The following is a 22,277-nucleotide window of genomic DNA, read 5'->3' as shown; positions in this document are numbered from 1 at the left end:
GACCTTCTATGACCGCTTTGGCACTCGGCCCCCATCTCCGGCACGTGAGCGACCGCACGGCGACGATCTGGGTGGAGACCGACCGCCCGTGCGAGGTCCGCGTCGTCAACGCCGACCACGGGCTGGACGCGGGCGCCCGCACGTTCACCGCGCACGGCCACCACTACGCGATCGTGGAGATCGACGGCCTGGAGCCCGGCGCGCGCATCCCCTACGAAGTGGTCATCGACGGCGAGACGGTCTGGCCCGAACCCGGGTCGGACTACCCGCCCGGCCAGATCAGGACGCTCGACCCGGACGGGACGCTGCGCATCTCGTTCGGGTCGTGCCGCCGCTCCCCCGGCACCGCCGAGCGGTTCGGGCACGACGCGCTCACCGCGTTCGCGCACCGGCTCCGCACCGGCGGCGACGCCGTGGCCTGGCCGGACGTCCTGCTGATGGTCGGCGACCAGGTCTACGCCGACGAGCTGACCGACGAGATGCGCGCGTTCATCAACAGCCGGCGCGCCGAGGGCGAGCCGCCCGTCGACGAGGCCGCCGACTTCGAGGACTACACCCACCTGTACAAGCTGGCCTGGCACGACGACCCGGCCGTCCGTTGGCTGCTGTCCACCGTCCCCACCTTCACGATCTTCGACGACCACGACATCCGCGACGACTGGAACACCTCCTACACCTGGCGGCAGCAGATGTGGGCGCAGCCGTGGTGGCGGTCGCGGATCACCGCCGGGATCGGCTCGTACTGGATCTACCAGCACCTCGGGAACATGTCGCCGCAGGAACGCGCGTCCGACCCGCTCCTCGCGGCCGTGCGCGGGGCGTCCGAGGGCGGCGGCGACGCGGGCGAGGTGCTGGACGAGTTCGCCGAGCGCGCCGACAAGCAGCCCGACAGCATGCGGTGGAGCTACGCGCACGACTGGGGCGGCACCCGGCTGATCGTCGTCGACAGCCGCTGCTCCCGGCTGCTGACGCCCGACCGGCGCGGGATGCTGGACGACGGGGAGTTCCGCTGGCTGGACGAGCAGTGCCAGGGCGGCATGGACCACCTGCTCATCGCCAGCTCGCTGCCCTACCTGCTGCCCCGGACCGTCCACCACGCCGAGTCGTGGAACGAGGCCGTCGCGGGCGGCGCGTGGGGGCGGCGCGCCGCCGTGGTCGGGGAGAAGATCCGGCAGGCCGCCGACCTGGAGCACTGGGCGGCGTTCGAGCGCTCGTTCCGCGAGGTGGCGGAGGACGTCATCGCGGTCGGGAAGGGAGAGCGGGGTCCCGCGCCGGCCAGCATCTCCTTCCTCTCCGGTGACGTCCACTACTCCTACCTCTCCCGCGTCACCGCCCCCGGCACGGCGTCGGACATCGCGCAGATCGTGTGCTCGCCGCTGCGCAACCCGCTGATCGGCACGTACCGCCAGGCCAACCGCATCGCTTCGCTGCGCGGCGTCAGCGGACCGTTCCGCGCGCTGGCGAAGCTGGCCAAGGTGCCCGCACCGCCGCTCCGGTGGCGGATGACCGAGGGCCCGTGGTTCGACAACGCCATCGCCACGATCGAGCTGACCGGCAGGAACTGCACCGTGCAGTGGGAGACGCCGCACGCCGAGACCGCCCTCACCGAGCTCGGCCGCACCTCCATCACGCGCTGACCAGGCGCTCCACCCGCGCCGACGCACGGAGCGGGGTGCACCCGTTCAGCCCCCTCGCCGGAACGGGCGCACCCCGGGCGGGCGGCTGGGGAACCGGCCCACGCCCCTCCAACGCCGGAAAGGGCCGTCCATGACGCGGTTACGCGAAATCGAACGTGTCGAGTCCCGGCGTGAGCCACAATGTGTGGTCAAGGCATCACAATGAGCTAGCATCGGTGGAGCGAAAAGCCCGCCAATGACGGCGCGCCGGTGAGGAGGCCACGGTGGAGGAGCCCGCCACGACCGGAGCCGGCGACGCGACGCTCCTCTCCCGGGTCCGGGACGGCGACGTGTCGGCGTACGCGACGCTCTACGAGCGGCACGTGGACGCGGCGCGCCGCCTCGCCCGGCACCTCACCGGCGGCGGCGCCGACGCGACGGCCGCCGAGGACGCCGTGCAGGACGCGTTCACCAAGGTCCTCGGCATGCTGCGGCGCGGCGGCGGCCCCGACAGCGGGTTCCGCCCCTACCTGCTCACCGCCGTGCGGCGGTCGGTGTACGACCGGGCGCGCGCGGACCGCCGCGTCCACCGCACCGACCGGATCGAGGAGTTCGACGAGGGCGCCCCCTTCGAGGACCCGGCCGTCGCCGCACTGGAGCGGTCGATGATCGTCCGGGCGTACCGGTCGCTGCCGGAGCGCTGGCAGGAGGTGCTCTGGCACACCGAGGTCGAGGGCGCGAAGCCGTCCGAGGTCGCGCCGCTGCTCGGCCTCACCGCCAACGGCGCGGCGGCACTCGCCTACCGGGCCCGCGAGGGGCTCCGGCAGGCGTACCTGCAGATGCACATGGACGCCCTGCCGGACGCGCGCCGGGAGTGCCGCCCGGCGCTGGAGAAGCTCGGCTCGTACGTGCGCGGCGGCCTGGCCGGGCGCGAGGCCCGCCGGGTCCGGCGGCACCTCGACGGCTGCGCCGACTGCAAGGCGGTGTGCGCCGAGCTCGCCGAGGTGAACGCGGCGCTGCGCGAGGCCCTCGGCCCGCTGGTGCTCGGCACGGCGGCGGGCATGGCGCTGGCGTCCAAGGGCGGCCTGTTCACCTGGCTGCGCCATCTGCCGAAGCGGCAGCAGCAGGCGCTCGCCGGCGGCGGCGCGGTGGCGGTGGCGGCCGCGGTGGCCGCCGCGATGATGCTGGTGTCCGGCGAGGAGCCGCTCCGGCCGGCGCACGACCCGCCCGCCGCCGTCCAGGCCGGCGCGGCCGCGCCGGCCGCGAAGCCGCCCGCGAAGCCGCCCGCGAGACGTCCCGCGCCGCAGCCTGTCGCGCCACCGCCGGTGGTGATGGTGAAGCCCGTGGCGCACCGGCCCGCGCCGCGGCCGAAGCCGCACGTCCCGGCGAAACCCGTCCGCAGGCCGCCGAAGAAGCACCCGCACGCGCGTCCGCCGGCACCTCATGTGCACAAGCGCCCTCAAGGGCTGTTCGTCCGTGTCGCGGTCGGGTCCGCGGGGCAGGGCGCCGGGGTGCACGTCCGGGTCGGCCGCGAGGTCCGGGTCGATGTCGGCGCCGGGATCGGCGGCGGGACGGGCGGCGGTGTTCGCGTCGAGGTCGGCGCCGGGCCGCCCGCGGGCATCCCGCCTCAGGTGACGGCGCCCGTCCTCGCGGACGGCCGACCCCATGGGCGGTTGAAGACACGGTCGCGGTCGCCCTACGGCTGAACCGGCGACCTGCTCCTTCCCGTAAAGATCATGGGGAAGGGCGGGGCGGGGCGGCACCGGCTGGTAGCGTCCGCCGCGGTTCCCAGTTTGTCGTTACTGGGGAGTCGCGAACCGGCGGTATGCCATGAAAGAGTGCGAATCGCCGTATTGGCCTACGGGGCTGACGGGCTTCACTACGCTATAGGCGCCCGAGGTCACTACGCCGGCCTGTGAGCTCCCGTGTAGAGGAAGGGCGGTGTCGCATGGATCGCTGCGCGCTGTTCGTAGACGCCGGCTACCTGCTGGCCGACGGCGCCATGGCGGTGCACGGCACCCGCCATCGCGAGACCGTCTCGTGGGACTTCGGCGGGCTGCTGCAACTGCTGAGCAACCTGGCGCGCGAACGCACCGGCATGCCCCTGCTGCGCTGCTACTGGTACGAGGCGACCGTCGAGGGCCGCCGCGCCCCCGAGCACGACGCGCTCGCCGACCTGCCCGGCCTCAAGCTGCGCCTCGGGCGCATCCGGCCCGGCCGCCGCGAGGGCGTCGACACCGAGATCCACCGCGACCTGATGACCCTCGCCCGCAACGGCGCGCTCGCCGACGCCGTCGTGGTCAGCGGCGACGAGGACCTCGCCCAGGTCGTCTCCGACGCCCAGGACCTCGGCCTGCGCGTCACCGTCGTGCACGTCGCCGTCGACGGCAACTGGACGATCTCCCGGGTGCTGCGGCAGGAGTGCGACGACCTCATCGAGATCGGCTCCGGCCACCTGCGCCCCTACGTCAACCTGCTCACCGGCATCGACAGCGGCGTCGGCTCCTCCACCGGGGCACACGCCCTCGGCGCGGGCCCGCTGTCCAACGGGCACGGCTCCAACGGCCACGGCCCCGGCGGCGCCGGCGCGCCGCTCGGCCCGCTGCACACCACCGCGCACAACGGCCCGCCGCCCTCGTCGCCGATCGGCGGGCAGCCGCCGCTGAGCCCCGCGGCGTCCGGCCTGGGCTCGTCCGGTTCGTCGAGTTCGTCGAGTTCGTCGGGCTCGTCCGGCGGGGGGCTGGGCGGCGGCAGCGGCGGCACCGGCGTGCCCACCGGCCCTCTGCCCCTTCCCGGCAGCGGTGGCGGCCTCGGCTCGTCGTTCGGTTCGCCGTCGCCCTCGTACGGCTCGTCGTCCTCGATGAACTCCGGTGGGCTGCCGCTGCCGTCCTCGCCGCTGCAGGCCCCGCCATCGGCCGGCTATTCGTCGGCGCAGGCCCCGGCGCCCGCGCCGGCGGGCGGCCAGCCGCCGCTGAGCGGCCCGCAGTACACCTCGTCCTCGCCGGTGCCGTCCCCGTCGCCGCCGCCCCCGCCGCAGACGCTGCCGCCCCAGTCGTCCGGCCCGTCGCCGCTGCCGTCGAGCCGCCCGCACGGCCCCTACACCGGCCCGCAGCAGATCGCGCCCGTCCCGGCGCAGCAGAACACCCCGACGCTCTCGGACGCGGTGAAGGCCGCGCACCAGGAGGGCCAGGACTTCGGCGAGTCCGTCGCCCGCGACGCGCCCGCGCTGTGGCTGGAGGCCGTCCTCGCCCGCAAGCCGCGCATGCCGTCCGACCTGGAGGCACGGCTGCTGCAGGGCTCCTCGCTGCCCATCGACTTCCTGCTCCACGACGAGGTCCGGCACGCGCTGCGCCGCGGATTCTGGGACGCCCTCGAACGTTCCCGCAGGTGAGCACCGCGCCCGCCGGGCACCCGCCGGCCACTTACGGGCGGGTAATGCACGATCATCAGTGATTCGCCCGCTTCGGCCGGGCCCCGGCGGGTAGCGTTGAACCGTGACGCATGTGACGGAAGACGATCTCGACGACCTGGAGTTCGACACCCTGCGCACCGGCGATCACATCTCGGCTGCCAAGCGGCTCTCCGAGCTGGCCGAGTCGGTGACGGGCGGGGTGTCGCGCGCCAACGTGCTGCTGCGCGCCGGCGAGCAGTGGCAGCACGCCGGCGACCACGCCAAGGCCGCCGACGCCTACCGCAGGGCCCTGGAGGACGGCGGCGAGGTGTACGGCGACCCGCGCGCCTACCTGGCCGACGCGCTGTTCGAGCTGGGCAGGGCCGACGAGGCGCGGACGCTCGTCGAGCAGATCCGCGCAGACCGGCCGCGCGACCCCGAGGTGTACCGCACCGTCGCCGAGGTGCTCTACGCGCAGGGCGACGCGTCCGGCGCGCACGACTGGGCCACCAACGGCGCCGACGTGGTGCTCGCGCTGCGCGACCGCGCCGTCGGCACCGGCATCGGCGACCCCGACGAGCCGCCCGTCCCCGAGGAGGAGTCCCTCACTCCGGGGCCCGACGACGTCGCCCTCGCCGAGGACAGCCTCGAAGCGCTCCTGCGCCTGCGGTACCGCGCCCGGGTCGATCTCGGCCGCAAGGAGGACGACTACGACGCCCTCCTCGACGACCTGCTCAAGAACTGACCCGCTCGAGGACTGACCTGCTCAAGGGCTGACCGCCTCGTGCGGGCGGGCGCGCGCGACCGGTGATCCGGGCGGCCCCTTACCCTGTGGGGATGCCTGAATCCGCCGCCGAGGCGCGCGCGCAGCCGGTGATGCTCACGTTCTTCGGCGTGCATCTGCTGGGCCGGCCCGTCGCGGTGTCCTCGGGCAGCGTCATCACGGTGCTCGACCGGGTGGGGATCGGGGAGCATGCGGTCCGCACGTCGCTGAACCGGATGGTCAAGCGCGGGCTCCTGGAGCGGCACCGGCAGGGCCGGAAGATGTACTTCGCGCTGACCCCGCACGCCGTCGGGGTGCTGGAGGACGGCCGGGAGCGGATCTGGCGCGCGGGCGTGGTCAACCGGCGGTGGGACGGCCAGTGGACGCTGGTCGGGTTCTCGCTCCCGGAGGACTGGCGGCGCGAGCGGCACGACCTGCGGTCCCGGCTGATCTGGGCGGGTTTCGGCCCCCTGCAGAACGGCCTGTGGGTGGCGCCCGGCCTGGTCGACGTCGCCGGGACGGTGGCGGGGCTGGGCCTCGAATCCCACATCCGGGTCTTCGGCGGCAGCGTGCTGGCGCCGACCGAGGTCCGCGACGTGCTGGAGCAGGCCTTCGACGTGTCCGCGATGGGCGCGCGCTACCAGGCGTTCGTGGATCGCTGGGACGCACCGGACGCCGCGTCCGGGCTGCCCGACGACCTCGCGCGGCAGCTCGTCCTGCACAGCGACTGGCTCGAACTGGTCCGCCGGGACCCGCACCTGCCGGCCGAGCACCTGCCCGCGGACTGGCCCGCGGTGCGGGCGGAGGCGGTGTTCCGCGGCCTCGCCGAGCGGTGGGCGCCGCCGGCGGCGGCGGAGGCCGCCCGGATCCTGGACACCCTCCCGCTCGACTGAAACCCCTGGTGATCGGCTCGGGGTCCGGCATGTGCCGATGTTCGTCACATTATTGACAGCCGTCAAGATTCGGACGTACATTCGCGGCGACCGTCCGGCTCGCTCCCCCTCATCAGGAGCCCCCATGTCCCTGCTTCGCCCTGGCGGCCGTCCCGGCCGGCTCGCCGTCGCCGGCGCCGCCCTCGCCCTCGCGCCCGCCCTCGTCGCCCCCGCGACCTCGGCCGCCGCCACGCCGTCCGCAGCGGCGGCGGACGGCACCGTCTCGCACTCCGGCAAGCTCGCCGACGGCGCCACCTGGACCGCCGAAGTGCCCGCCCGCTGGAACGGCACGCTCCTGCTGTTCAGCCACGGTTTCGGCCCGCTGGTCGCCCAGGACGCGCCGCGCCCCGGTGCCCGGACCGCCCTCCTGGCCGAGGGGTACGCGCTGGCGGGCTCGTCCTACGACCCGAACGGCTCGATGTGGGCGCTGAAGTCGGCCGAGCGCGACCAGTTCGCGACGATCGACGCCTTCCGCGCCGCCGCCGGACGGCCCCGTCAGGTCATCTCGGTCGGCCAGTCCATGGGCGGACTGATCAACGCGCAGATCGCCCGGGACGGCGCCGGACGCGTCGACGGCGCGCTCGGCCTGTGCGGCCTCGTCGCGGGCGGCGTCGACCTGGACAACTACCAGCTCGACGCCGAGTACGCGATATCCGCGCTGCTCGATCCGGGCGGCCGGAACAAGCTCGTCGGCTTCTCCGACGCCGACGAGGCCGCCGCCCTCGGCGTGAAGCTCACCGACGCGGTCACCAAGGCGCAGGCCACCCCGCAGGGACGGGCCCGCATCGCGCTCGCCTCCGCCTACCTCAACCTCGCCGACTGGGCCCCGGACCAGCAGCCGCCCGCCAAGGACGACTACGCGGGCCAGGAGAAGCAGCAGTACGCCTGGTTCGCCCAGGGCCTGCTGTCCTTCCTGACGACCGCGCGATACCAGGTCGAGCTGTCGGCCGGCGGCAACACCTCGTGGAACCGGGGCGTGGACTACACCACGCTGCTGCGGCGGTCCGCGCACGCCAAGCAGGTCAGCGCCCTTTACCGGTCCGCCGGGCTGAACCTCAAGGCCGATCTGACGAGCCTCACCAAGGGCGCCGGCGTCACCGCCGACCCGGCCGCCGTCCGGTCGCTGCGGCGGACGTCCACCGCCGGCCAGGGCCTCGGCGTCCCGCTGCTGGACGTGCACACGACGTCCGACCAGCTCGTGCCGGTCGAGCAGGAGAACGCGTTCGGCGCGTGGGTCCGGGCGGCCGGCGACTCGGCACTGCTGCGCCAGGCGTACGTGGCCCGGCAGAGCCACTGCAACTTCACCACGGCGGAGACCGTCGCGGCCGTCCACGCCGTCCAGCACCGGGTGACCACCGGACGCTGGACCGGGACGACCGCCGCCGAGCTCCAACGCGGCGCGCTCGCGCTCGGCCTGGACGGCGCGGCCTTCGTCCGGTACCGGCCCGGCGTCCTGGTCGGCGCGCGCCGCTGAATCCCGCATCGTCCACCCCCTCAGGAGTTCACGTGTCCACCACCGCGGAGACCTCGTCCCGCTCCACGCCGGCGCCCGGCACGGCCCTCGCCCTCGGCACGCTGATCGCCGGCTGCGTCGCGGTCTGCCTGGCGCAGATCGGCATCGCGATCCCGGCGACCCTCAACGGCCTGTTCCAGAAGGACCTGCACCCCGTCGGCTCCCAGCTCACCTGGATCTCCGACGCGTTCCTGCTGCCGGTCGCCGTGCTGGAGCTGACCTTCGGCGTGCTCGGCGACCTGTTCGGCCGCAAGCGGCTGCTCATCGGCGGCGCCGGGCTGATGGCGGTCGGCGAGCTGGTCAGCACCACCAGCTCCGGCGTCCACCAGCTGTGGACCGGGCAGGCGCTGGCCGGCCTCGGCGCCGCCGCGCTGTTCCCGACCTCGCTCGCGATGCTCGCCGCCGGGACGAGCGGCACCACCCAGCGGGCGCGGGTCATCGCGCTGTGGGCGGCGTCCCTGTCCACCGGCGGCTTCCTGGCCCCGCTGCTCGGCGGCATCACCGCGACCTACGGCTCGTGGCGCTGGTCGTTCATCGTGGTCACGGTCGCCGCGGTGCTCAGCGCGGTGGTCAGCACCGTGCTCGCGCGCGACTCCCGCGCGCCGGAGGGCCGGTCCCTCGACCCGGCCGGGCAGGTCACCATCGGCCTCGGCCTGTTCGCGCTACTCTTCGCGATCATCCAGGGCCCCGAGGACGGCTGGGGCTCCGCGCCCGTCGTCGGCGGGTTCGTGCTGGCCGCGCTGTTCCTGGCCGCGTTCGTGGCCGCCGAGCTGCGCGTCCGCTCCCCGCTGCTGCGGCTCGACCTGTTCGCCAACCGGGCCTTCGCCGTCGCCGCGATCGTCGCGGTCGTCGGCATGTTCAGCTTCCTCGGCACCGCCTACTCGGTGAGCATCCGGCTCGGCCCCGCGCAGGACCAGCCGCCCATGCACACCGCGATGGCGTTCCTGCTGCTCAACGGCCTCGCGCTCGTGCTGCTGCCGGTCACCGAACGGCTGCTGCACCGGGTCCCGCCCGGCCTGCTCACCGGCGGCGGGCTGATCCTCATCGCCGCCGGCGACTTCTGGACGGCGACGCTGCCGATCAGCGACCGCGCCATGACGTCGCTGATCCTGCCGCTCGGGCTGGTCGGCATCGGCTTCGCCGTCACCGTCTCCTCGATCACCGCGACCGCCGTCAACACCGTCCCCCACCACCTGGAGGGCATGGCCAGCGCGACCACGAACCTGCTGCGCGACTTCGGCTTCACCCTCGGCCCCGCCGTGATCGGCGCCGTGGCGCTGAGCCGCGCGAGCAGCGGGTTCACCGACTCGCTGAACGCCTCGTCCCTGCCCGCCGGCCTCAAGCACGCCGCTACGGAAGTGCTCCACGAAGGCGGGCCGCTCGGCATCAACAGCGCGTCGTCGGCCGCCCCGCCGCTCAAGCCCGTCCACTCGCTCGCACTGGACGCCGTGGGCCACGGCTACTCCATCGGCTTCGTCGTCTGCGGAGCCGCGGCGCTGGCGTCCGCCTTGCTCACTCTGCTGACGCTGCGCGGGTCGAAGCGTGGCGAGACTCCGGTGGACGCGCCCTGACGGCACCTACAGGGTCGCTATCAGCTCGCTCAGGGCCTGGGCGGCGGCCATCGGCGGCTCGTGCTCGATGACCGTCCAGCCGCGCAGACGGGACGCTCTGACGGTCTCGTCGCGGCCGGGAAAAGCCGCCTGGTCCGCGTGGGTGCGCAGATAGCCGCAAGGGGCCTCCGGCCAGTCCGGGGGCCCCGCGGGCATGTCGTGGTCGTGCGGGCCGGGCGGGCGCGGCAGGTCGGCGTCCACGAAGACGTACCCGCCGACCGGGCGGTGCGCGGCGCGCTGCGCGAGGGCGATCGCGGGCACCAGCGGGCCCGCTGCGCCGTGCGCGGCCAGCACGAGCGGCACCGACGGCCCCGCCGCCGAGATGATCAGCGAGACGCGGGCGACGTAGCGGGCCCCGTCGCCGTCCGCGACGTCCGGCGCGATCACGTCCATCCCGTAGGAGCGCAGCATCTCCGGCATGTCGCCCCAGGACGCGGCGGCGGCGCCCGGCGCGTGCAGCAGCACCACGGTTCCCGGCGTCATGGGCCCCCCTTCCCGCGGCCACGCTACATGGCGGCTGCGGCCGGCGGTCCGCGGATGAATAGGGTTCGTCATGTGAGCGATCGTGATGAACTGCTGCGAGAGATCAAGGACAAGGCCGTCGTGCACGGGGACTTCACGCTGTCCTCGGGCAAGAAGGCGTCCTGGTACGTCGACCTGCGCCGGGTCACGCTGGACGGCGCCGTCGCGCCGCTCGTCGGGCGGGTGATGCTGGACGAGACCGCCGACCTGGGCTACGACGCCGTCGGCGGCCTCACCCTCGGCGCCGACCCGGTCGCCGCCGCGATGCTGCACGCCGCCGCCGCGCGCGGCCGCCGGCTGGACGCGTTCGTCGTCCGCAAGGCCGGCAAGGCGCACGGCCTCCAGCGCCGCATCGAGGGCCCGGACGTGGCGGGCCGCCGCGTCCTCGCCGTCGAGGACACCTCCACCACCGGCGGGTCCGTGCTCACCGCCGTCGAGGCGCTGCGCGAGGCGGGCGCCGAGGTCGTCGCGGTCGCGACGATCCTGGAGCGCGGCGCCGCCGCCCGGATCGCCGAAGAGGGCCTGACCTACCGGCACCCCTACGAGGTCGCCGACCTCGGCCTCTCCTAGCCCGGCCGGTCCCGGCCGGGCCGGGCCCAGGCGGGCCGGGCCTGGGCGGGCCGGCTCAGCTCTTCGGGCGGACGTACCAGGTGGCGCGCTGCCCCGCCGGCTGCGGCGGCTGCACCTTGCCGTAGATCGTCACCTGCAGCGAGCCGCCGTTGTTCGCGACGACGTCGAGCGTCTTCTCGTCGAACTGGAGGGTGTCGCCGGGGTTCAGCACGCCGCTGCGCACCACCGTGCCCGTGTCGGGCACCCGGATGACCACCTTCGTGGCCTGGCCGGTCACTTCGATCAGCAGGGGGACGTTCGCCGCAGGGGTCTTCTGGGAGGGGGACGTGCCAGGGGAGGAGGGGGTGCTCTGGCCGCTCGGAGGCGCGGCCGTCGAGGGACCTTGCTTGTCGGGCGAGCCGGACACCGCGTTCACCAGTGCTATGCCGCCGACCACGAGAAGCGCTAAAGCGAAGACCACGGCGATGGCCGCGATCACGATGCGCGCGAGACCTATAGGGTCCGACCGATGACGTCCCACATGGGGAGGTTAGCGATAACTGTCACTGCTGAGCGACGGACGTGACTCTTCACGCTCATTCTTATTCGGACCGTTGCCACCGCCGCGCCGCCCCTTCATGATCTCCCGGACGATCGGGATGACCGACAGGACCAGGATCACGGCGACGCCCGGCAGGATGTACCTCTCGATGTCGGGCACCTCGGAGCCGAGGAAGTGGCCCAGCAGGAACAGCGCGTCCGTCCAGACGATCCCGCCGATGACGTTCCAGACCAGGAACTTGCGGGCGTCCATCCCGAGCATCCCGGCGAGCGGGTTCAGGAACGTCCGGACGATCGGGATGAACCGGGCCAGCAGCACCGCGCGGGCCGGCCCGAAGCGGTTGAAGTAGTACTCGGCCTTGTCCACCCACTCGCTGCGGAACAGCTTGGAGTCGGGCCGGTCGAACAGGCGCCGGCCGTAGCGGGCGCCGAGGAAGTGACCGAGCTGGGCCCCCGCGATCGCCGCCACCGGACCGCCGACCAGCAGCCAGGGCAGCGACAGCGACTGGAACTCCTGCCCGTTGACGGTCGAGACCGCCGTGAGGATCCCCGCCGTGAACAGCAGCGAGTCGCCCGGCAGGATGCAGCCGATCAGCAGCCCGGTCTCCGCGAAGATGATCGCGAGCACGCCGATCGTCGCGAACGTGCCGAACAGCTGCAGCCACGCGGTCGGGTGCAGCCACTCGGTGATGTCAAGGGGAATCGTCGTCAGATCCACACCGCGAGGGTACCTTTCCGCCCGTCGCGATTAGGCGGAACGCGGGCCCCGAAGAGATACTGAGCACGGACGGCATGCCAGACCGGAGACCGTGTGACCCGGGCCGCTCACCTGGGTAGACGGTCGTTCGGGTGCTACCGCCCGGCCGGATGCCCGGCGGCACCCTGCGTATGAAAGGACGCTGACAATGCCCATCGCAACGCCCGAGGTCTACGCGGAGATGCTCGACAAGGCCAAGCGCGACGGCTTCGCCTTCCCCGCCATCAACGTGACGTCGAGCCAGACGCTGAACGCGGCGCTGCGCGGCTTCGCCGAGGCGGAGAGCGACGGGATCGTGCAGGTCTCCACCGGGGGCGCCGAGTACCTGTCCGGGTCCACCGTCAAGGACATGGTGGTCGGCGCCAGCGCCCTCGCCGAGTACGCGCGGGTCGTCGCCGCCAAGTACCCGGTGAACATCGCCCTGCACACCGACCACTGCCCGAAGGACAAGCTGGACGGGTTCATGCGCCCGCTGATCAAGATCTCCCAGGAGCGGGTGGCGCGCGGCGAGGAGCCGCTGTTCCAGTCGCACATGTGGGACGGCTCCGCCGTCGAGCTGCACGAGAACCTCGACATCGCCGCCGGGCTCCTGGAGGAGTGCGCGAAGGCGCGCATCATCATGGAGATGGAGATCGGCGTCGTCGGCGGCGAGGAGGACGGCGTCGCCAACGAGATCAACGAGAAGCTGTACACCACCCCGGGCGACGCGATCGCGACCGCCGAGGCCGTCGGCGTCGGCGAGAAGGGCCGCTACATCCTCGCCGCGACGTTCGGCAACGTCCACGGCGTGTACAAGCCGGGCTCGGTGAAGCTGCGTCCCGAGGTGCTCAAGGAGATCCAGGACGCGGTCGGCGCCAAGTACGGCAAGGACAAGCCGTTCGACCTGGTCTTCCACGGCGGTTCCGGCTCCACGCCGGAGGAGATCCGCGAGGCGGTGTCCTACGGCGTCGTGAAGATGAACATCGACACCGACACCCAGTACGCGTTCACCCGCCCGGTGGCCGACCACATGCTCCGCAACTACGAGGGCGTCCTGAAGGTCGACGGCGAGGTCGGCAACAAGAAGCAGTACGACCCGCGCTCGTGGGGCAAGGCGGCCGAGACCGCGATGGCCGCCCGCATCGTCCAGGCCGCCGAGAACCTCCAGTCGGCGGGCAAGAAGCTGGCTTAGCCCAGGGGGGCGACCCCCTGGAACCCCCGTTGCGACCAACAGGCCGTTTCCCGCTCCGCTGGCGCTCCGCGTGAAACGGCCTGTTGGTCGTCGGGCGGGCCCGTGACGCGGGCTGGGGTTCGGTCTTCCGGGGCTGTGGGAGGCCGAGTCTTCCTGTGCGTTTTATGACGAAACCTCGGTAGGCTCGGGGGCGTGGCACTGCCCCGCACCTACGAGAGCCAGAACTGCTCGATCGCCCGCGCGCTGGAGGTCGTCGGCGATCGCTGGACGCTGCTGGTGATCCGCAGCGCGCTGGAGGGCGTCCGCCGCTTCGACGACTTCCAGGACGCCCTCGGCGTGGCCCGCAACGTCCTCACCGACCGGCTGACCCGGCTGTGCGACGAGGGGATCATGCGCCGCGTCCCATACCAGGAGCGGCCCGAGCGCCACGAGTACCGGCTCACCCGCAAGGGCGTCGAGCTGTGGCCGGCGATGATGACCCTGCTGATGTGGGGCGACCGGCATTACGCGCCCGACGGGCCTCCGGTGGTCATCGGGCACCGCGGCTGCGACGGCACCCTCACCACCCGCTTCACCTGCGACTCCTGCGGCGCCCCGCTGGGCCCCACGGACGTCGACCCCCGCCCGGGCCCGGGCGCGTAGCGGCATCCGGCCGAGAATCCACCGGCCGTTCACCGGGACAACAGTTGCTTCACGAAACCCCCTTGCGGTCCAATGGGTTTCATGAAGCAACTCAATGTGCGCAGCGTCGCCCACATTGCCGGGGCGACGCTGGACGACGTGCGCATCCGGCCGTACGGGACCACCGACCGCGACCGGCTCGTCCGGATGTCCGCCCGCGTCTCCACGGCCAGCCTCTACACGCGCTTCTTCTCCGGCACACCGCGCATCCCGGACCACTACCTCGCCGCCATGGACCGCCTCGACCACTGGGACCGCGAAGCCATGGTCGGCCTGGTGGACGGCGAGATGGTCGGGATCGCGGAGTACGTCCGGGACGTCCGCGCGCCGGGGCACGCGGAGATCGCCGTCCTGGTGGCCGATCCGTGGCAGCGCCGCGGGCTCGGCAGCCGCCTCGTCGGCTACCTCACCCAGCTCGCCGCCCGCCGCGGCATCACCGAGTTCGGCGCCGACGTCATCCTCAGCAACCGCTGCGCGCTGCTGTTCGTCCGGAACGGCTGGCCCGCCGCCCGCTCCCGCACCGAAGAGGGCGCCGCCCGCTTCCACCTCCCGCTCACGACCCCATGTCCGTGACCACCGTGGTCGCCGCGCCATCGCCGGCCACGGGTGATTCGGGCCGTGGGTTAGTGCCGAGCGAGGAGGCGTCGGCGCTCCGGGGTGTAGTGCCACCAGGGGCGGGCCGGACGTCCCTCGGCCTGGTCGACGGCGGACATGACGGTGTCGAGCAGGCACGGGTCCAGCCGTTGCCCGCAGGCGGCCGACATCTGCTCGTACAGCTCGACGGGGTCCCGGCCCGCCAGTTGCTCGACGCGGGTGATGCCGATGCGTTCGAAGTAGCGGGCCACCGCCCGTCCCACGTTCACCAGCCCGGTGAGGTTCGATTCGGCTTCCATGCAGGTCAGCGTAGATAGACGGGCTCCGGCCGGGCTTGCAGGAATCGGACATGTCCCGCGTCCGCCGCAATGCGGCGCGTGGTGAGCAGGGGTGTCCGCACGTGAGCGCGTGGCGGGCCGGGACCGGCGGGTCAGCGTTGGCCGGCCTTGTTGACGATCTTGGTCGTGACGAGGGTGAGCGAGTAGATGACGGTGCCGACCGGGGCCTGGTCGCCTCCGGAGGAGCGCGAGGTCGGGGTGTTGTGGCCGTTGCTGACGGTCTGCTGCGCGACCATCCGGTACGTGACCGGGTCGAGGAGGAACCGCTGGCCGTAGCCGCGCGACACCGCGATGGCCGGACGGCCGGCGCCGTCCGTGACGTTCCGGTCGACGCGGACGCCGGGGATCGTGGCGATCAGCCGGTAGAGGGCCGCCTGGGTCTTCGGCGGGACGCGCAGCGAGGAGTCCCACAGCGTCTGCGTGGCCGTGCGGAAGAGCTGCGCGTCGGGGTCGGAGAACTCCCGCTGGTCCGGTGGGATGTCGGTGTAGTCCTTCTCAAGCGCCGCACGGAGCTTCCCCGGGTCGGTGGGCAGTTCGGCGAGGCGCTCGTAGGACTTGCGCGCGAGCGCGGCGCCCCGGGCGGTGTGCCGGTACATGACCAGCTTTCCGTGCTGGATGTCCGCGTCCTCGGCGCCGTCCAGCCGCATCCAGTTCTCGTCGGTCACCGGCCGGGGGCCGTGCTCGGCCGCAATGCCGTACTCCAGCGTCTTCTCGTACAGCCACTGAGTGGGGCGCGGCCTCGTCCAGCGCTGCGTCTGGACGGTCCGCGCGGCATTGCCGAGGACCTGCGTCGCGCTCACCAGCCGCGCCGGCGGTGAGGGGGACGGCGCGGCCGGTGACCCGTCGCCGTCCGTGACGACCAGCGCGGTCGCGAGGGCGGCTACGGCCACGGCGCCCGCCGTCCCGGTCGCGGCGGCGCGGCGCAGCCGGCGCCTGCGCCCGCGCGCGATGCCCCCGCTCACCAGCGCGTCGACGCGGGGCTCCATCGTCTCGGCCGTGTGGCGCATCGCCTCGGCCAGCCTGTTCTCGAAGCTCATACCGTCGTTCCCTTCGAAGCTCACCGGTGCAGCGACTCGAGCTGGTCGCCGAGGGCCTCGCGCAGTTTCGCCATCGCGCGCATGGACCTGTTGCGGACGGCCCCCGGGCTCAGCCGCAGGGCGGACGCGACGTCCTCGACGCTCTGGTCCTCCCAGTACCGCAGGACCAGGACGGCCCGGTCCCGCGCGGGCAGCCCGGCGAGGGCGTCGAGGAGGGTCATCCGGAGCGCCCGGTCGGACTCGGCGGCGACCGCGTCCGGCAGCCGTTCCCGGGGCGTCTCCCGGTTGCTGCTCTTGCGGAGGTGCGACAGATACGTCCTCGTCAGCACCGTGCGGGCGTACGCCTCCGGGCTGTCCGCGCGCTGGACGCGCCGCCAGGAGGCGTACAGCTTCCCGAGCGTCGTCTGCACCAGGTCCTCGGCCAGGTGCCAGTCCTTGCAGAGCAGGCGCGCCGTCCGGAAGAGATCGGCGCTGTGCGCCGCGGCGAATTCCTGGAACCCGTGCGGATGTTCGACCATCGGCCTTCCCAGCGTCGTCCGTCGTCCTCTACACCACAGACGCCGCGGCGGGCGCGGTACGTCACGCGGAGCCGGACGCCCGGTGACGGCTTCGGGGCCCGCCGGGAACACGGCCGTGACCCGGGTTGATGCGGACCCTGCCCGTCGACTTACGATGACCCGCATGACCCAGAACCTGCTCGGCGGCCCGCCTCCGACCGAACTTCCGGACAACACCGAGGCCCGCGAGGCGCTGGAGAGCGGCGTCGACCCGTTCGAGGTCGCGGCGCGCCACCCCGACTACCCGGGCGCCTGGGCCGAACTGGCCGACCGCGCCTTCGCCAAGGGCAGCGTGATCGACTCCTACGCCTTCGCCCGCACCGGCTACCACCGCGGCCTCGACTCGCTGCGCCGGGCCGGGTGGAAGGGCCACGGCCCGATCCCGTGGGAGCACGAGGCCAACCGCGGCTTCCTGCGCGCCCTGCACGCCCTGTCCCGCGCCGCCGCCGCCATCGGCGAGGACGACGAGGCCGAGCGCTGCCGGACGTTCCTGCGCGACAGCAGCGCCGCCGCCGCGGACGCCCTCGCCGGCTGACCCACGCGTCGCACGCGTACCCGGCCGGTGAGGTGCGGTTTCTTTAACGGCCGGGTACGGGTACGCTTTGATCGCAAGAGGCCCCTTCGCGCGCTTGCGGCGACCGGGGCCTTCGTCGTGGGAAGGAAAAGTGGCATGCCTGCCATCGTTCTTGTCGGTGCCCAGTGGGGAGATGAGGGCAAGGGCAAGGCAACAGACCTGCTCGGGGGCGACGTCGACTACGTCGTCCGCTACCAGGGCGGCAACAACGCCGGCCACACCGTCGTCATCGGCGACAAGAGCTACGCGCTGCACCTGCTGCCGTCCGGGGTGCTGTCCCCGGACGTCGTCCCGGTGATCGGCAACGGCGTGGTGATCGACCCGGCCGTCCTGCTGCAGGAGATCGACGGGCTGCGGGAGCGCGGGATCGGCTGCGAACGGCTGCTGATCTCGGCGAACGCGCATTTGATCATGCCGCACCACCGGGCCCTCGACAAGGTCACCGAGCGCTACCTCGGCAAGGCGCGGATCGGCACCACCGGGCGCGGCATCGGCCCGGCCTACGCCGACAAGATCAACCGGATGGGCATCCGGGTGCAGGACCTGTTCGACCCGAACATCCTCACCCAGAAGCTCGACCTGTCGCTGCGCGAGAAGAACCAGGTCCTCACCAAGGTCTACAACCGGCGCCGCATCGACACCGGCCCGATCGTCCAGGAGTACCTGGCCTACGGCGAGCGCATCAAACCGTTCGTCGCCGACACCGAACTCGTGCTGAACCAGGCCCTCGACGACGGCAAGGTCGTCCTGCTGGAGGGCGCGCAGGGCACGCTGCTGGACATCGACCACGGCACCTACCCGTTCGTGACGTCGTCCAGCCCCACGGCGGGCGGGGCCTGCGTCGGCTCCGGCGTCGCCCCCACGAAGATCACCCGCGTGATCGGCATCCTCAAGGCCTACACGACCCGCGTCGGCTCTGGACCGTTCCCCACCGAGCTGCTGGACGAGCAGGGCGAGTACCTGCGCAAGACCGGCGGCGAGTACGGCGTCACCACCGGCCGCGACCGCCGCTGCGGCTGGTTCGACGCGGTGATCGCCCGCTACGCGTCCCGGGTGAACGGCATCACCGACTTCTTCCTCACCAAGCTGGACGTCCTGTCCGGCCTGGAGCGCGTCCCGGTGTGCGTCGCCTACGACGTGGACGGCCGGCGCGTCGACGAGCTGCCCGCCACCCAGACCGACTTCCACCACGCCAAGCCGATCCTGGAGTACCTGGACGGCTGGCAGGAGGACATCACCGGCGCCGAGAGCTTCGACGACCTGCCGAAGAACGCGCAGGCCTACGTCCGGGCACTGGAGGAGATGTCCGGCTCGCGGATCTCCGCGATCGGCGTCGGCCCCGGCCGCGACCAGACCCTCGCCCTGCGTCCCCTGGTGTAACACCTGACCCGCCGTTCCCCCGCACCTCACCGAACCTCCATCTGGGGTTCGGTGACGGGCTGTAGCGTCCCCCCGGTGACGACCATCGGGGGGACCGTCGAGCTGCACGGTCATCGGGGCGCGCGGGGGCTGCGCCCGGAGAACACGCTGCCGGCCTTCGCGCACGCCGTCGAGCTGGGCGTGGACGTGATCGAGCTGGACGTCGGCCTGTCGGCGGACGGCGCGGTCGTCCTCGGCCACGACCAGGTGCTGTCCCCGGCGAACCTCGCCGACACGGTCCCCGCCTGGCCGGACGACCCCGCGTTCCCCTATGTCGGCAGGCCCGTCAGGGAGCTGATGCTCGCGCAGCTCAAGACGGTCGACGCGGGCGTCCGGCAGCGCGACGACGCGTTCGCGCGGACGCAGCGCCCGCTGCCCGGCACGCCGATCCCCACGCTCGCCGAGGCGTGCGCGCTCCTCGCGCCGACCGGCGTCGGCCTGGCCGTCGAGCTGAAGACCGACCCCGACTGGACCGCCGAGGAGATCGAGCTGTTCACCGCGGCCGTCGCCGCCGTCCTGGCGGAGGCCGGCATGACCGCCCGCAGCCGGCTCCTGGCCTTCGACTGGCGCGTCCTGGCGGAGGCCCGCCGCAACCATCCGGCGCTCGGCCGCACCGCGCTGATCGAGCGCAAGACGCTCGCCCCGGGCACGCGCTGGCTCGCCGGCCTGCCGCCCGACGACCCGGTGGCCGCCGCCGTGGCGATCGGCGCGACCGCGCTGTCCCCCGAGCACGCCGTCACCACGCCCGGCCTGGTCGACGACGCCCACGCCGCCGCGCTCCCCGTCGTCGTCTGGACGGTCAACGAACCCGAGGACATGACCCGCCTCATCAAGTACGGCGTGGACGCGCTGGTAACCGACTACCCCGACCGCTTCCCCGGCCCGGAGCGCTACAGCCAGCCGTTGCGGCGGAAGCCCCGGTAGAGGGTGAGGCAGATGAAGGCGATGGCGCCGACGATCATCGGGTAGCCGAAGTGCCAGTGCGTCTCCGGCATGAAGTCGAAGTTCATCCCGTAGACGCCGGTGATCGCGGTGGGCACCATGAAGATCGCGCCCCAGGCGGAGATCTTGCGCATGTCCTTGTTGTCGGTGACCGTCACCTGCGTCATGTGCGCGTGCAGGATCGGGTTCAGCAGCTCGTCGTAGGCCTCGACCTGCTCGCGGACGCGGGTGAGGTGGTCCTCGACGTCGCGCAGGTACTCCTTGATCTCGGCGGGCACGAAGCGGCGGCCGGACAGGTTGCGCAGCGGGCCGGCGAGCGGGCCGACGGCGCGCTTGAGCTGGATGACCTCGCGCTTGAGCCGGTAGATGCGGCGGGCCTCGTCGGTGCGCTCGGGCGAGAAGACGGCCTCCTCGACCTCGTCGATGTCCTCCTGGACGGCGTCGGCGACGCAGACGTAGCCGTCCACGACGCGGTCGGCGACGGCGTGCAGGACGGCGGCGGGCCCCATCGCGAGGCGGGCCGGGTCCTTCTCCAGCTGGGCGCGGACGGGGCCGAGCTCGCCGTGCGTGCCGTGCCGGACCGTGACGACGAAGTCCGGGCCGCAGAAGATCATGATCTCGCCGGTCTCGACGACCTCGGCCGCGTCCGGGCCGGTGGAGACGTAGCCGACGGTCTTCATCACCACGAAGTGGACGTCGTCGTAGCGCTCCAGCTTGGGCCGCTGGTGGGCGTGGATGGCGTCCTCGACGGCGAGCGGGTGCAGGCCGAAGACCTCGGCCAGCTCGGCGAGCTCGGTGGCCGACGGCTCGTGCAGCCCGACCCAGACGAAGCCGGCGCTGTCGCCGTCGGGGGTGAGGCGTCCGTCGCGGATGAGGCGGACGGCGTCCTCGACGGTGCCGGTGGACGCGCGGTGGCCGTCGATGTAGGCGGCCCAGTCGATGACGGCGGAATCGCGGGCGCGCCCCCGTACCTGTGCCCCGTGGGTTCGCCCGCGCGTCTTGAACAGCGACTTGGTGGCGCGCGCCGGACGGACTCGTGTCATGGCCATGAGGTGCTCCTAACCCGCCGGCCACGCACGCAGGGGCGCGCTCTACCCAGGTCCGATCAGTGGAGCATGATCAGCGAGGGGAGCGCGCGAGGGCGACGGCCGGACGCCAGATGGAGGCGGACGGATGGACAGTCCAGTCCGGACTGTGAGGGTTCTCTGGCGAACTGCAAGTATCACCAGGACTCATCCCGACCACCTCCTTTCGCGCACCTCGACTACGGGGTGTCAAGCCCGTCGCAGCTTACCAGCCGACATTTAGGACGCCGGCCTGTTCGGCAAGGTTCACGCGAGACGTGTGTGACCGTCGCCTCACCGGCGTCCCGGCGGGGCGCGCGCCGCCCGCCGGCAGTGTCCATAACGCCTTTGTGCCCGGGCCTTATGCCCGTCTTACCGCGACCCACACCGGTGCGTCCGGACCAGTAAGCTCGCGTCACGTGCGAGTACTCGTCCTTGGATCGGGTGGCCGCGAGCATGCGCTCGCCCGCGCCCTGCACCGCGACCCTGCCGTCACCGCCCTCCACTGCGCCCCGGGCAACCCGGGCACGGCCGAGATCGCGGACAACCACCAGCTCGATCCGCTGGACCCGACGGCGGTGACGGAGCTGGCCGGGCGGCTCGGCATCGAGCTGGTCGTGGTCGGCCCGGAGGCGGTGCTGATGGCGGGCGTCGGCGACGCGGTGCGCCGGGCCGGCATCCCGTGCTTCGGGCCCGACAAGGAGGCCGCGCGGATCGAGGGGTCCAAGGCGTTCGCCAAGGAGATCATGGCGGCGGCCGGGGTGCCGACCGCCGACTCCCGGGTCTGCGAGAGCCCCGTGCAGGTGGAGGAGGCGCTCGACGCCTTCGGTGCGCCCTACGTGGTGAAGGACGACGGCCTGGCCGCCGGCAAGGGCGTCGTCGTCACCCGGGACCGCGACGTCGCCGCCGCGCACGCCGCCGCCTGCGGGCGCGTGGTGATCGAGGAGTACCTCGACGGCCCCGAGGTGTCGCTGTTCGCGCTGTGCGACGGCCAGCACGCCGTCCCGCTGCTGCCCGCCCAGGACTTCAAGCGCGCCTACGACGGCGACGAGGGCCCCAACACCGGCGGGATGGGCGCCTACACGCCGCTGCCGTGGGCGCCGCCCGGCCTGGTGGACGAGATCATGTCCCGGGTCGTCCAGCCCGTCGTGGACGAGCTGCGGCGCCGCGAGACGCCGTACGTGGGCGTGCTGTACGCGGGGCTGGCGCTCACCTCGCAGGGCGTCCGGGTGATCGAGTTCAACGCGCGGTTCGGCGACCCGGAGGTCCAGGTCGTCCTCGACCGGCTGGCGACGCCGCTCGGGGTGCTGCTCCAGTCCTGCGCCATCGGCGGCCTCGACCCCGAGACCGCGCTGGAGTGGCGGCCGGGCTCGGCCGTGACGGTCGTCGTGGCGGCCGAGGGGTACCCGGCGGCGCCGGTGAAGGGCGGGGAGATCACCGGCCTGGACGAGGCCGCGGCGGTCGACGGCGCCTACGTGCTGCACGCCGGGACCAAGTACGGCGCGGACTGGCGGCTCGTCGCGGGCGGCGGCCGCGTCCTCAACGTCGTCGGCACCGGCCCCGACCTCACCGCGGCCCGCGCCACCGCCTACGAGGCCGTCTCCAGGATCGCCCTGCCCGGCGCGCACCACCGCACCGACATAGCCCTCAAGGCCGCCCAAGCCTGACCATTCCAGCCAAGCCAGC

The 22,277-nt window shown here is 73.0% G+C and carries 22 protein-coding genes; 15 read left to right on the top strand and 7 right to left on the bottom strand.

The genetic code is table 11. From position 1 onward, the window contains the following. The first annotated feature begins 8 nt into the window (after positions 1-8). The 7 genes from ABD296_RS10810 (at position 9) to ABD296_RS10780 (ending at position 9,786) form a co-directional block, all read left to right on the top strand. Positions 9-1,637 carry an alkaline phosphatase D family protein gene (locus ABD296_RS10810; protein ID WP_455363853.1) on the top strand — a complete coding sequence of 543 codons (1,629 nt, stop codon included), beginning with the start codon at positions 9-11 and terminating at the stop codon, positions 1,635-1,637. 263 nt (positions 1,638-1,900) lie between these two features. Beyond that, positions 1,901-3,322, top strand: a complete 1,422-nt coding sequence (locus ABD296_RS10805) for a sigma-70 family RNA polymerase sigma factor (RefSeq protein WP_344264324.1) — start codon at positions 1,901-1,903, stop codon at positions 3,320-3,322. 242 nt (positions 3,323-3,564) lie between these two features. Beyond that, positions 3,565-5,007, top strand: coding sequence for an NYN domain-containing protein (locus ABD296_RS10800; protein ID WP_344264321.1), 1,443 nt, complete (start codon positions 3,565-3,567; stop codon positions 5,005-5,007). Between the two features lie 103 nt (positions 5,008-5,110). Then, the gene (locus tag ABD296_RS10795; RefSeq protein WP_344264318.1) at positions 5,111-5,752 is read left to right on the top strand and encodes a tetratricopeptide repeat protein; all 642 of its coding nucleotides are present in this window, start codon (positions 5,111-5,113) and stop codon (positions 5,750-5,752) included. Positions 5,753-5,844: 92 nt separating this feature from the next. Beyond that, on the top strand, positions 5,845-6,663 hold the full coding sequence (locus ABD296_RS10790) for a PaaX family transcriptional regulator (RefSeq protein ID WP_344264315.1): 819 nt from the start codon (positions 5,845-5,847) through the stop codon (positions 6,661-6,663). A gap of 124 nt (positions 6,664-6,787) precedes the next feature. Continuing rightward, the gene (locus tag ABD296_RS10785; protein WP_344264313.1) at positions 6,788-8,176 is read left to right on the top strand and encodes an alpha/beta fold hydrolase; all 1,389 of its coding nucleotides are present in this window, start codon (positions 6,788-6,790) and stop codon (positions 8,174-8,176) included. Positions 8,177-8,208: 32 nt separating this feature from the next. Beyond that, a complete protein-coding gene (locus tag ABD296_RS10780) occupies positions 8,209-9,786 on the top strand; it encodes an MFS transporter (protein ID WP_344264311.1) in 1,578 nt (525 codons plus the stop codon). 6 nt (positions 9,787-9,792) lie between these two features. Here the strand turns inward: ABD296_RS10780 and ABD296_RS10775 are convergent, their stop codons facing one another. Next, positions 9,793-10,308 carry a lipase family protein gene (locus ABD296_RS10775; RefSeq protein WP_344264309.1) on the bottom strand — a complete coding sequence of 172 codons (516 nt, stop codon included), beginning with the start codon at positions 10,306-10,308 and terminating at the stop codon, positions 9,793-9,795. A 72-nt stretch (positions 10,309-10,380) separates the two neighbouring features. On the opposite strand from ABD296_RS10775, the gene pyrE reads away from it, so the two are divergent. Further along, positions 10,381-10,917 (top strand): orotate phosphoribosyltransferase, encoded by a 537-nt coding sequence (pyrE, locus tag ABD296_RS10770; protein WP_344264306.1) that lies wholly within the window; start codon positions 10,381-10,383, stop codon positions 10,915-10,917. 55 nt (positions 10,918-10,972) lie between these two features. On the opposite strand, the gene ABD296_RS10765 is transcribed toward pyrE, so the two are convergent. Both ABD296_RS10765 and ABD296_RS10760 read right to left on the bottom strand, forming a co-directional pair. After that, on the bottom strand, positions 10,973-11,437 hold the full coding sequence (locus tag ABD296_RS10765) for a hypothetical protein (RefSeq protein WP_344264303.1): 465 nt from the start codon (positions 11,435-11,437) through the stop codon (positions 10,973-10,975). 9 nt (positions 11,438-11,446) lie between these two features. Continuing rightward, positions 11,447-12,175, bottom strand: a complete 729-nt coding sequence (locus tag ABD296_RS10760; protein ID WP_344264299.1) for a DedA family protein — start codon at positions 12,173-12,175, stop codon at positions 11,447-11,449. A 187-nt stretch (positions 12,176-12,362) separates the two neighbouring features. On the opposite strand from ABD296_RS10760, the gene fbaA reads away from it, so the two are divergent. The 3 genes from fbaA (at position 12,363) to ABD296_RS10745 (ending at position 14,639) form a co-directional block, all read left to right on the top strand. Further along, positions 12,363-13,385 carry a class II fructose-bisphosphate aldolase gene (gene fbaA / locus ABD296_RS10755; protein ID WP_344264296.1) on the top strand — a complete coding sequence of 341 codons (1,023 nt, stop codon included), beginning with the start codon at positions 12,363-12,365 and terminating at the stop codon, positions 13,383-13,385. A gap of 192 nt (positions 13,386-13,577) precedes the next feature. Next, the gene (locus ABD296_RS10750; RefSeq protein WP_344264293.1) at positions 13,578-14,027 is read left to right on the top strand and encodes a winged helix-turn-helix transcriptional regulator; all 450 of its coding nucleotides are present in this window, start codon (positions 13,578-13,580) and stop codon (positions 14,025-14,027) included. Positions 14,028-14,108: 81 nt separating this feature from the next. Beyond that, positions 14,109-14,639, top strand: a complete 531-nt coding sequence (locus ABD296_RS10745; RefSeq protein WP_344264290.1) for a GNAT family N-acetyltransferase — start codon at positions 14,109-14,111, stop codon at positions 14,637-14,639. Positions 14,640-14,689: 50 nt separating this feature from the next. On the opposite strand, the gene ABD296_RS10740 is transcribed toward ABD296_RS10745, so the two are convergent. The 3 genes from ABD296_RS10740 to ABD296_RS10730 form a co-directional block, all read right to left on the bottom strand. Beyond that, positions 14,690-14,959 carry a helix-hairpin-helix domain-containing protein gene (locus ABD296_RS10740; protein WP_344264287.1) on the bottom strand — a complete coding sequence of 90 codons (270 nt, stop codon included), beginning with the start codon at positions 14,957-14,959 and terminating at the stop codon, positions 14,690-14,692. A gap of 131 nt (positions 14,960-15,090) precedes the next feature. Then, positions 15,091-16,035, bottom strand: a complete 945-nt coding sequence (locus ABD296_RS10735) for a CU044_5270 family protein (protein WP_344264284.1) — start codon at positions 16,033-16,035, stop codon at positions 15,091-15,093. A 20-nt stretch (positions 16,036-16,055) separates the two neighbouring features. Continuing rightward, the gene (locus ABD296_RS10730) at positions 16,056-16,553 is read right to left on the bottom strand and encodes a SigE family RNA polymerase sigma factor (protein ID WP_344264281.1); all 498 of its coding nucleotides are present in this window, start codon (positions 16,551-16,553) and stop codon (positions 16,056-16,058) included. Between the two features lie 154 nt (positions 16,554-16,707). On the opposite strand from ABD296_RS10730, the gene ABD296_RS10725 reads away from it, so the two are divergent. The 3 genes from ABD296_RS10725 to ABD296_RS10715 all read left to right on the top strand — a co-directional run bounded on the left by ABD296_RS10725 (position 16,708) and on the right by ABD296_RS10715 (position 19,509). After that, positions 16,708-17,127, top strand: coding sequence for a DUF3151 domain-containing protein (locus ABD296_RS10725; protein ID WP_344264278.1), 420 nt, complete (start codon positions 16,708-16,710; stop codon positions 17,125-17,127). A 135-nt stretch (positions 17,128-17,262) separates the two neighbouring features. Then, positions 17,263-18,546 carry an adenylosuccinate synthase gene (locus tag ABD296_RS10720; RefSeq protein WP_344264275.1) on the top strand — a complete coding sequence of 428 codons (1,284 nt, stop codon included), beginning with the start codon at positions 17,263-17,265 and terminating at the stop codon, positions 18,544-18,546. A gap of 75 nt (positions 18,547-18,621) precedes the next feature. Beyond that, positions 18,622-19,509 carry a glycerophosphodiester phosphodiesterase family protein gene (locus tag ABD296_RS10715; protein WP_344264272.1) on the top strand — a complete coding sequence of 296 codons (888 nt, stop codon included), beginning with the start codon at positions 18,622-18,624 and terminating at the stop codon, positions 19,507-19,509. Here ABD296_RS10715 and ABD296_RS10710 read toward each other — a convergent pair. Further along, positions 19,476-20,576, bottom strand: coding sequence for a magnesium and cobalt transport protein CorA (locus ABD296_RS10710; RefSeq protein ID WP_344264269.1), 1,101 nt, complete (start codon positions 20,574-20,576; stop codon positions 19,476-19,478). The two genes, ABD296_RS10715 and ABD296_RS10710, sit on opposite strands and share 34 nt — an antisense overlap. 434 nt (positions 20,577-21,010) lie before the next feature. On the opposite strand from ABD296_RS10710, the gene purD reads away from it, so the two are divergent. Then, positions 21,011-22,258 (top strand): phosphoribosylamine--glycine ligase, encoded by a 1,248-nt coding sequence (gene purD, locus ABD296_RS10705; protein WP_344264266.1) that lies wholly within the window; start codon positions 21,011-21,013, stop codon positions 22,256-22,258. Positions 22,259-22,277 lie beyond the last annotated feature (19 nt).

Origin of the sequence: Actinomadura napierensis (assembly GCF_039529375.1) — a bacterium.
In the GTDB taxonomy this organism is placed as follows: Bacteria; Actinomycetota; Actinomycetes; order Streptosporangiales; family Streptosporangiaceae; genus Spirillospora; species Spirillospora napierensis.
The sequence above is the reverse complement of the archived record's forward strand: the minus strand, read 5'-3'. Positions and strand labels throughout refer to the sequence as shown.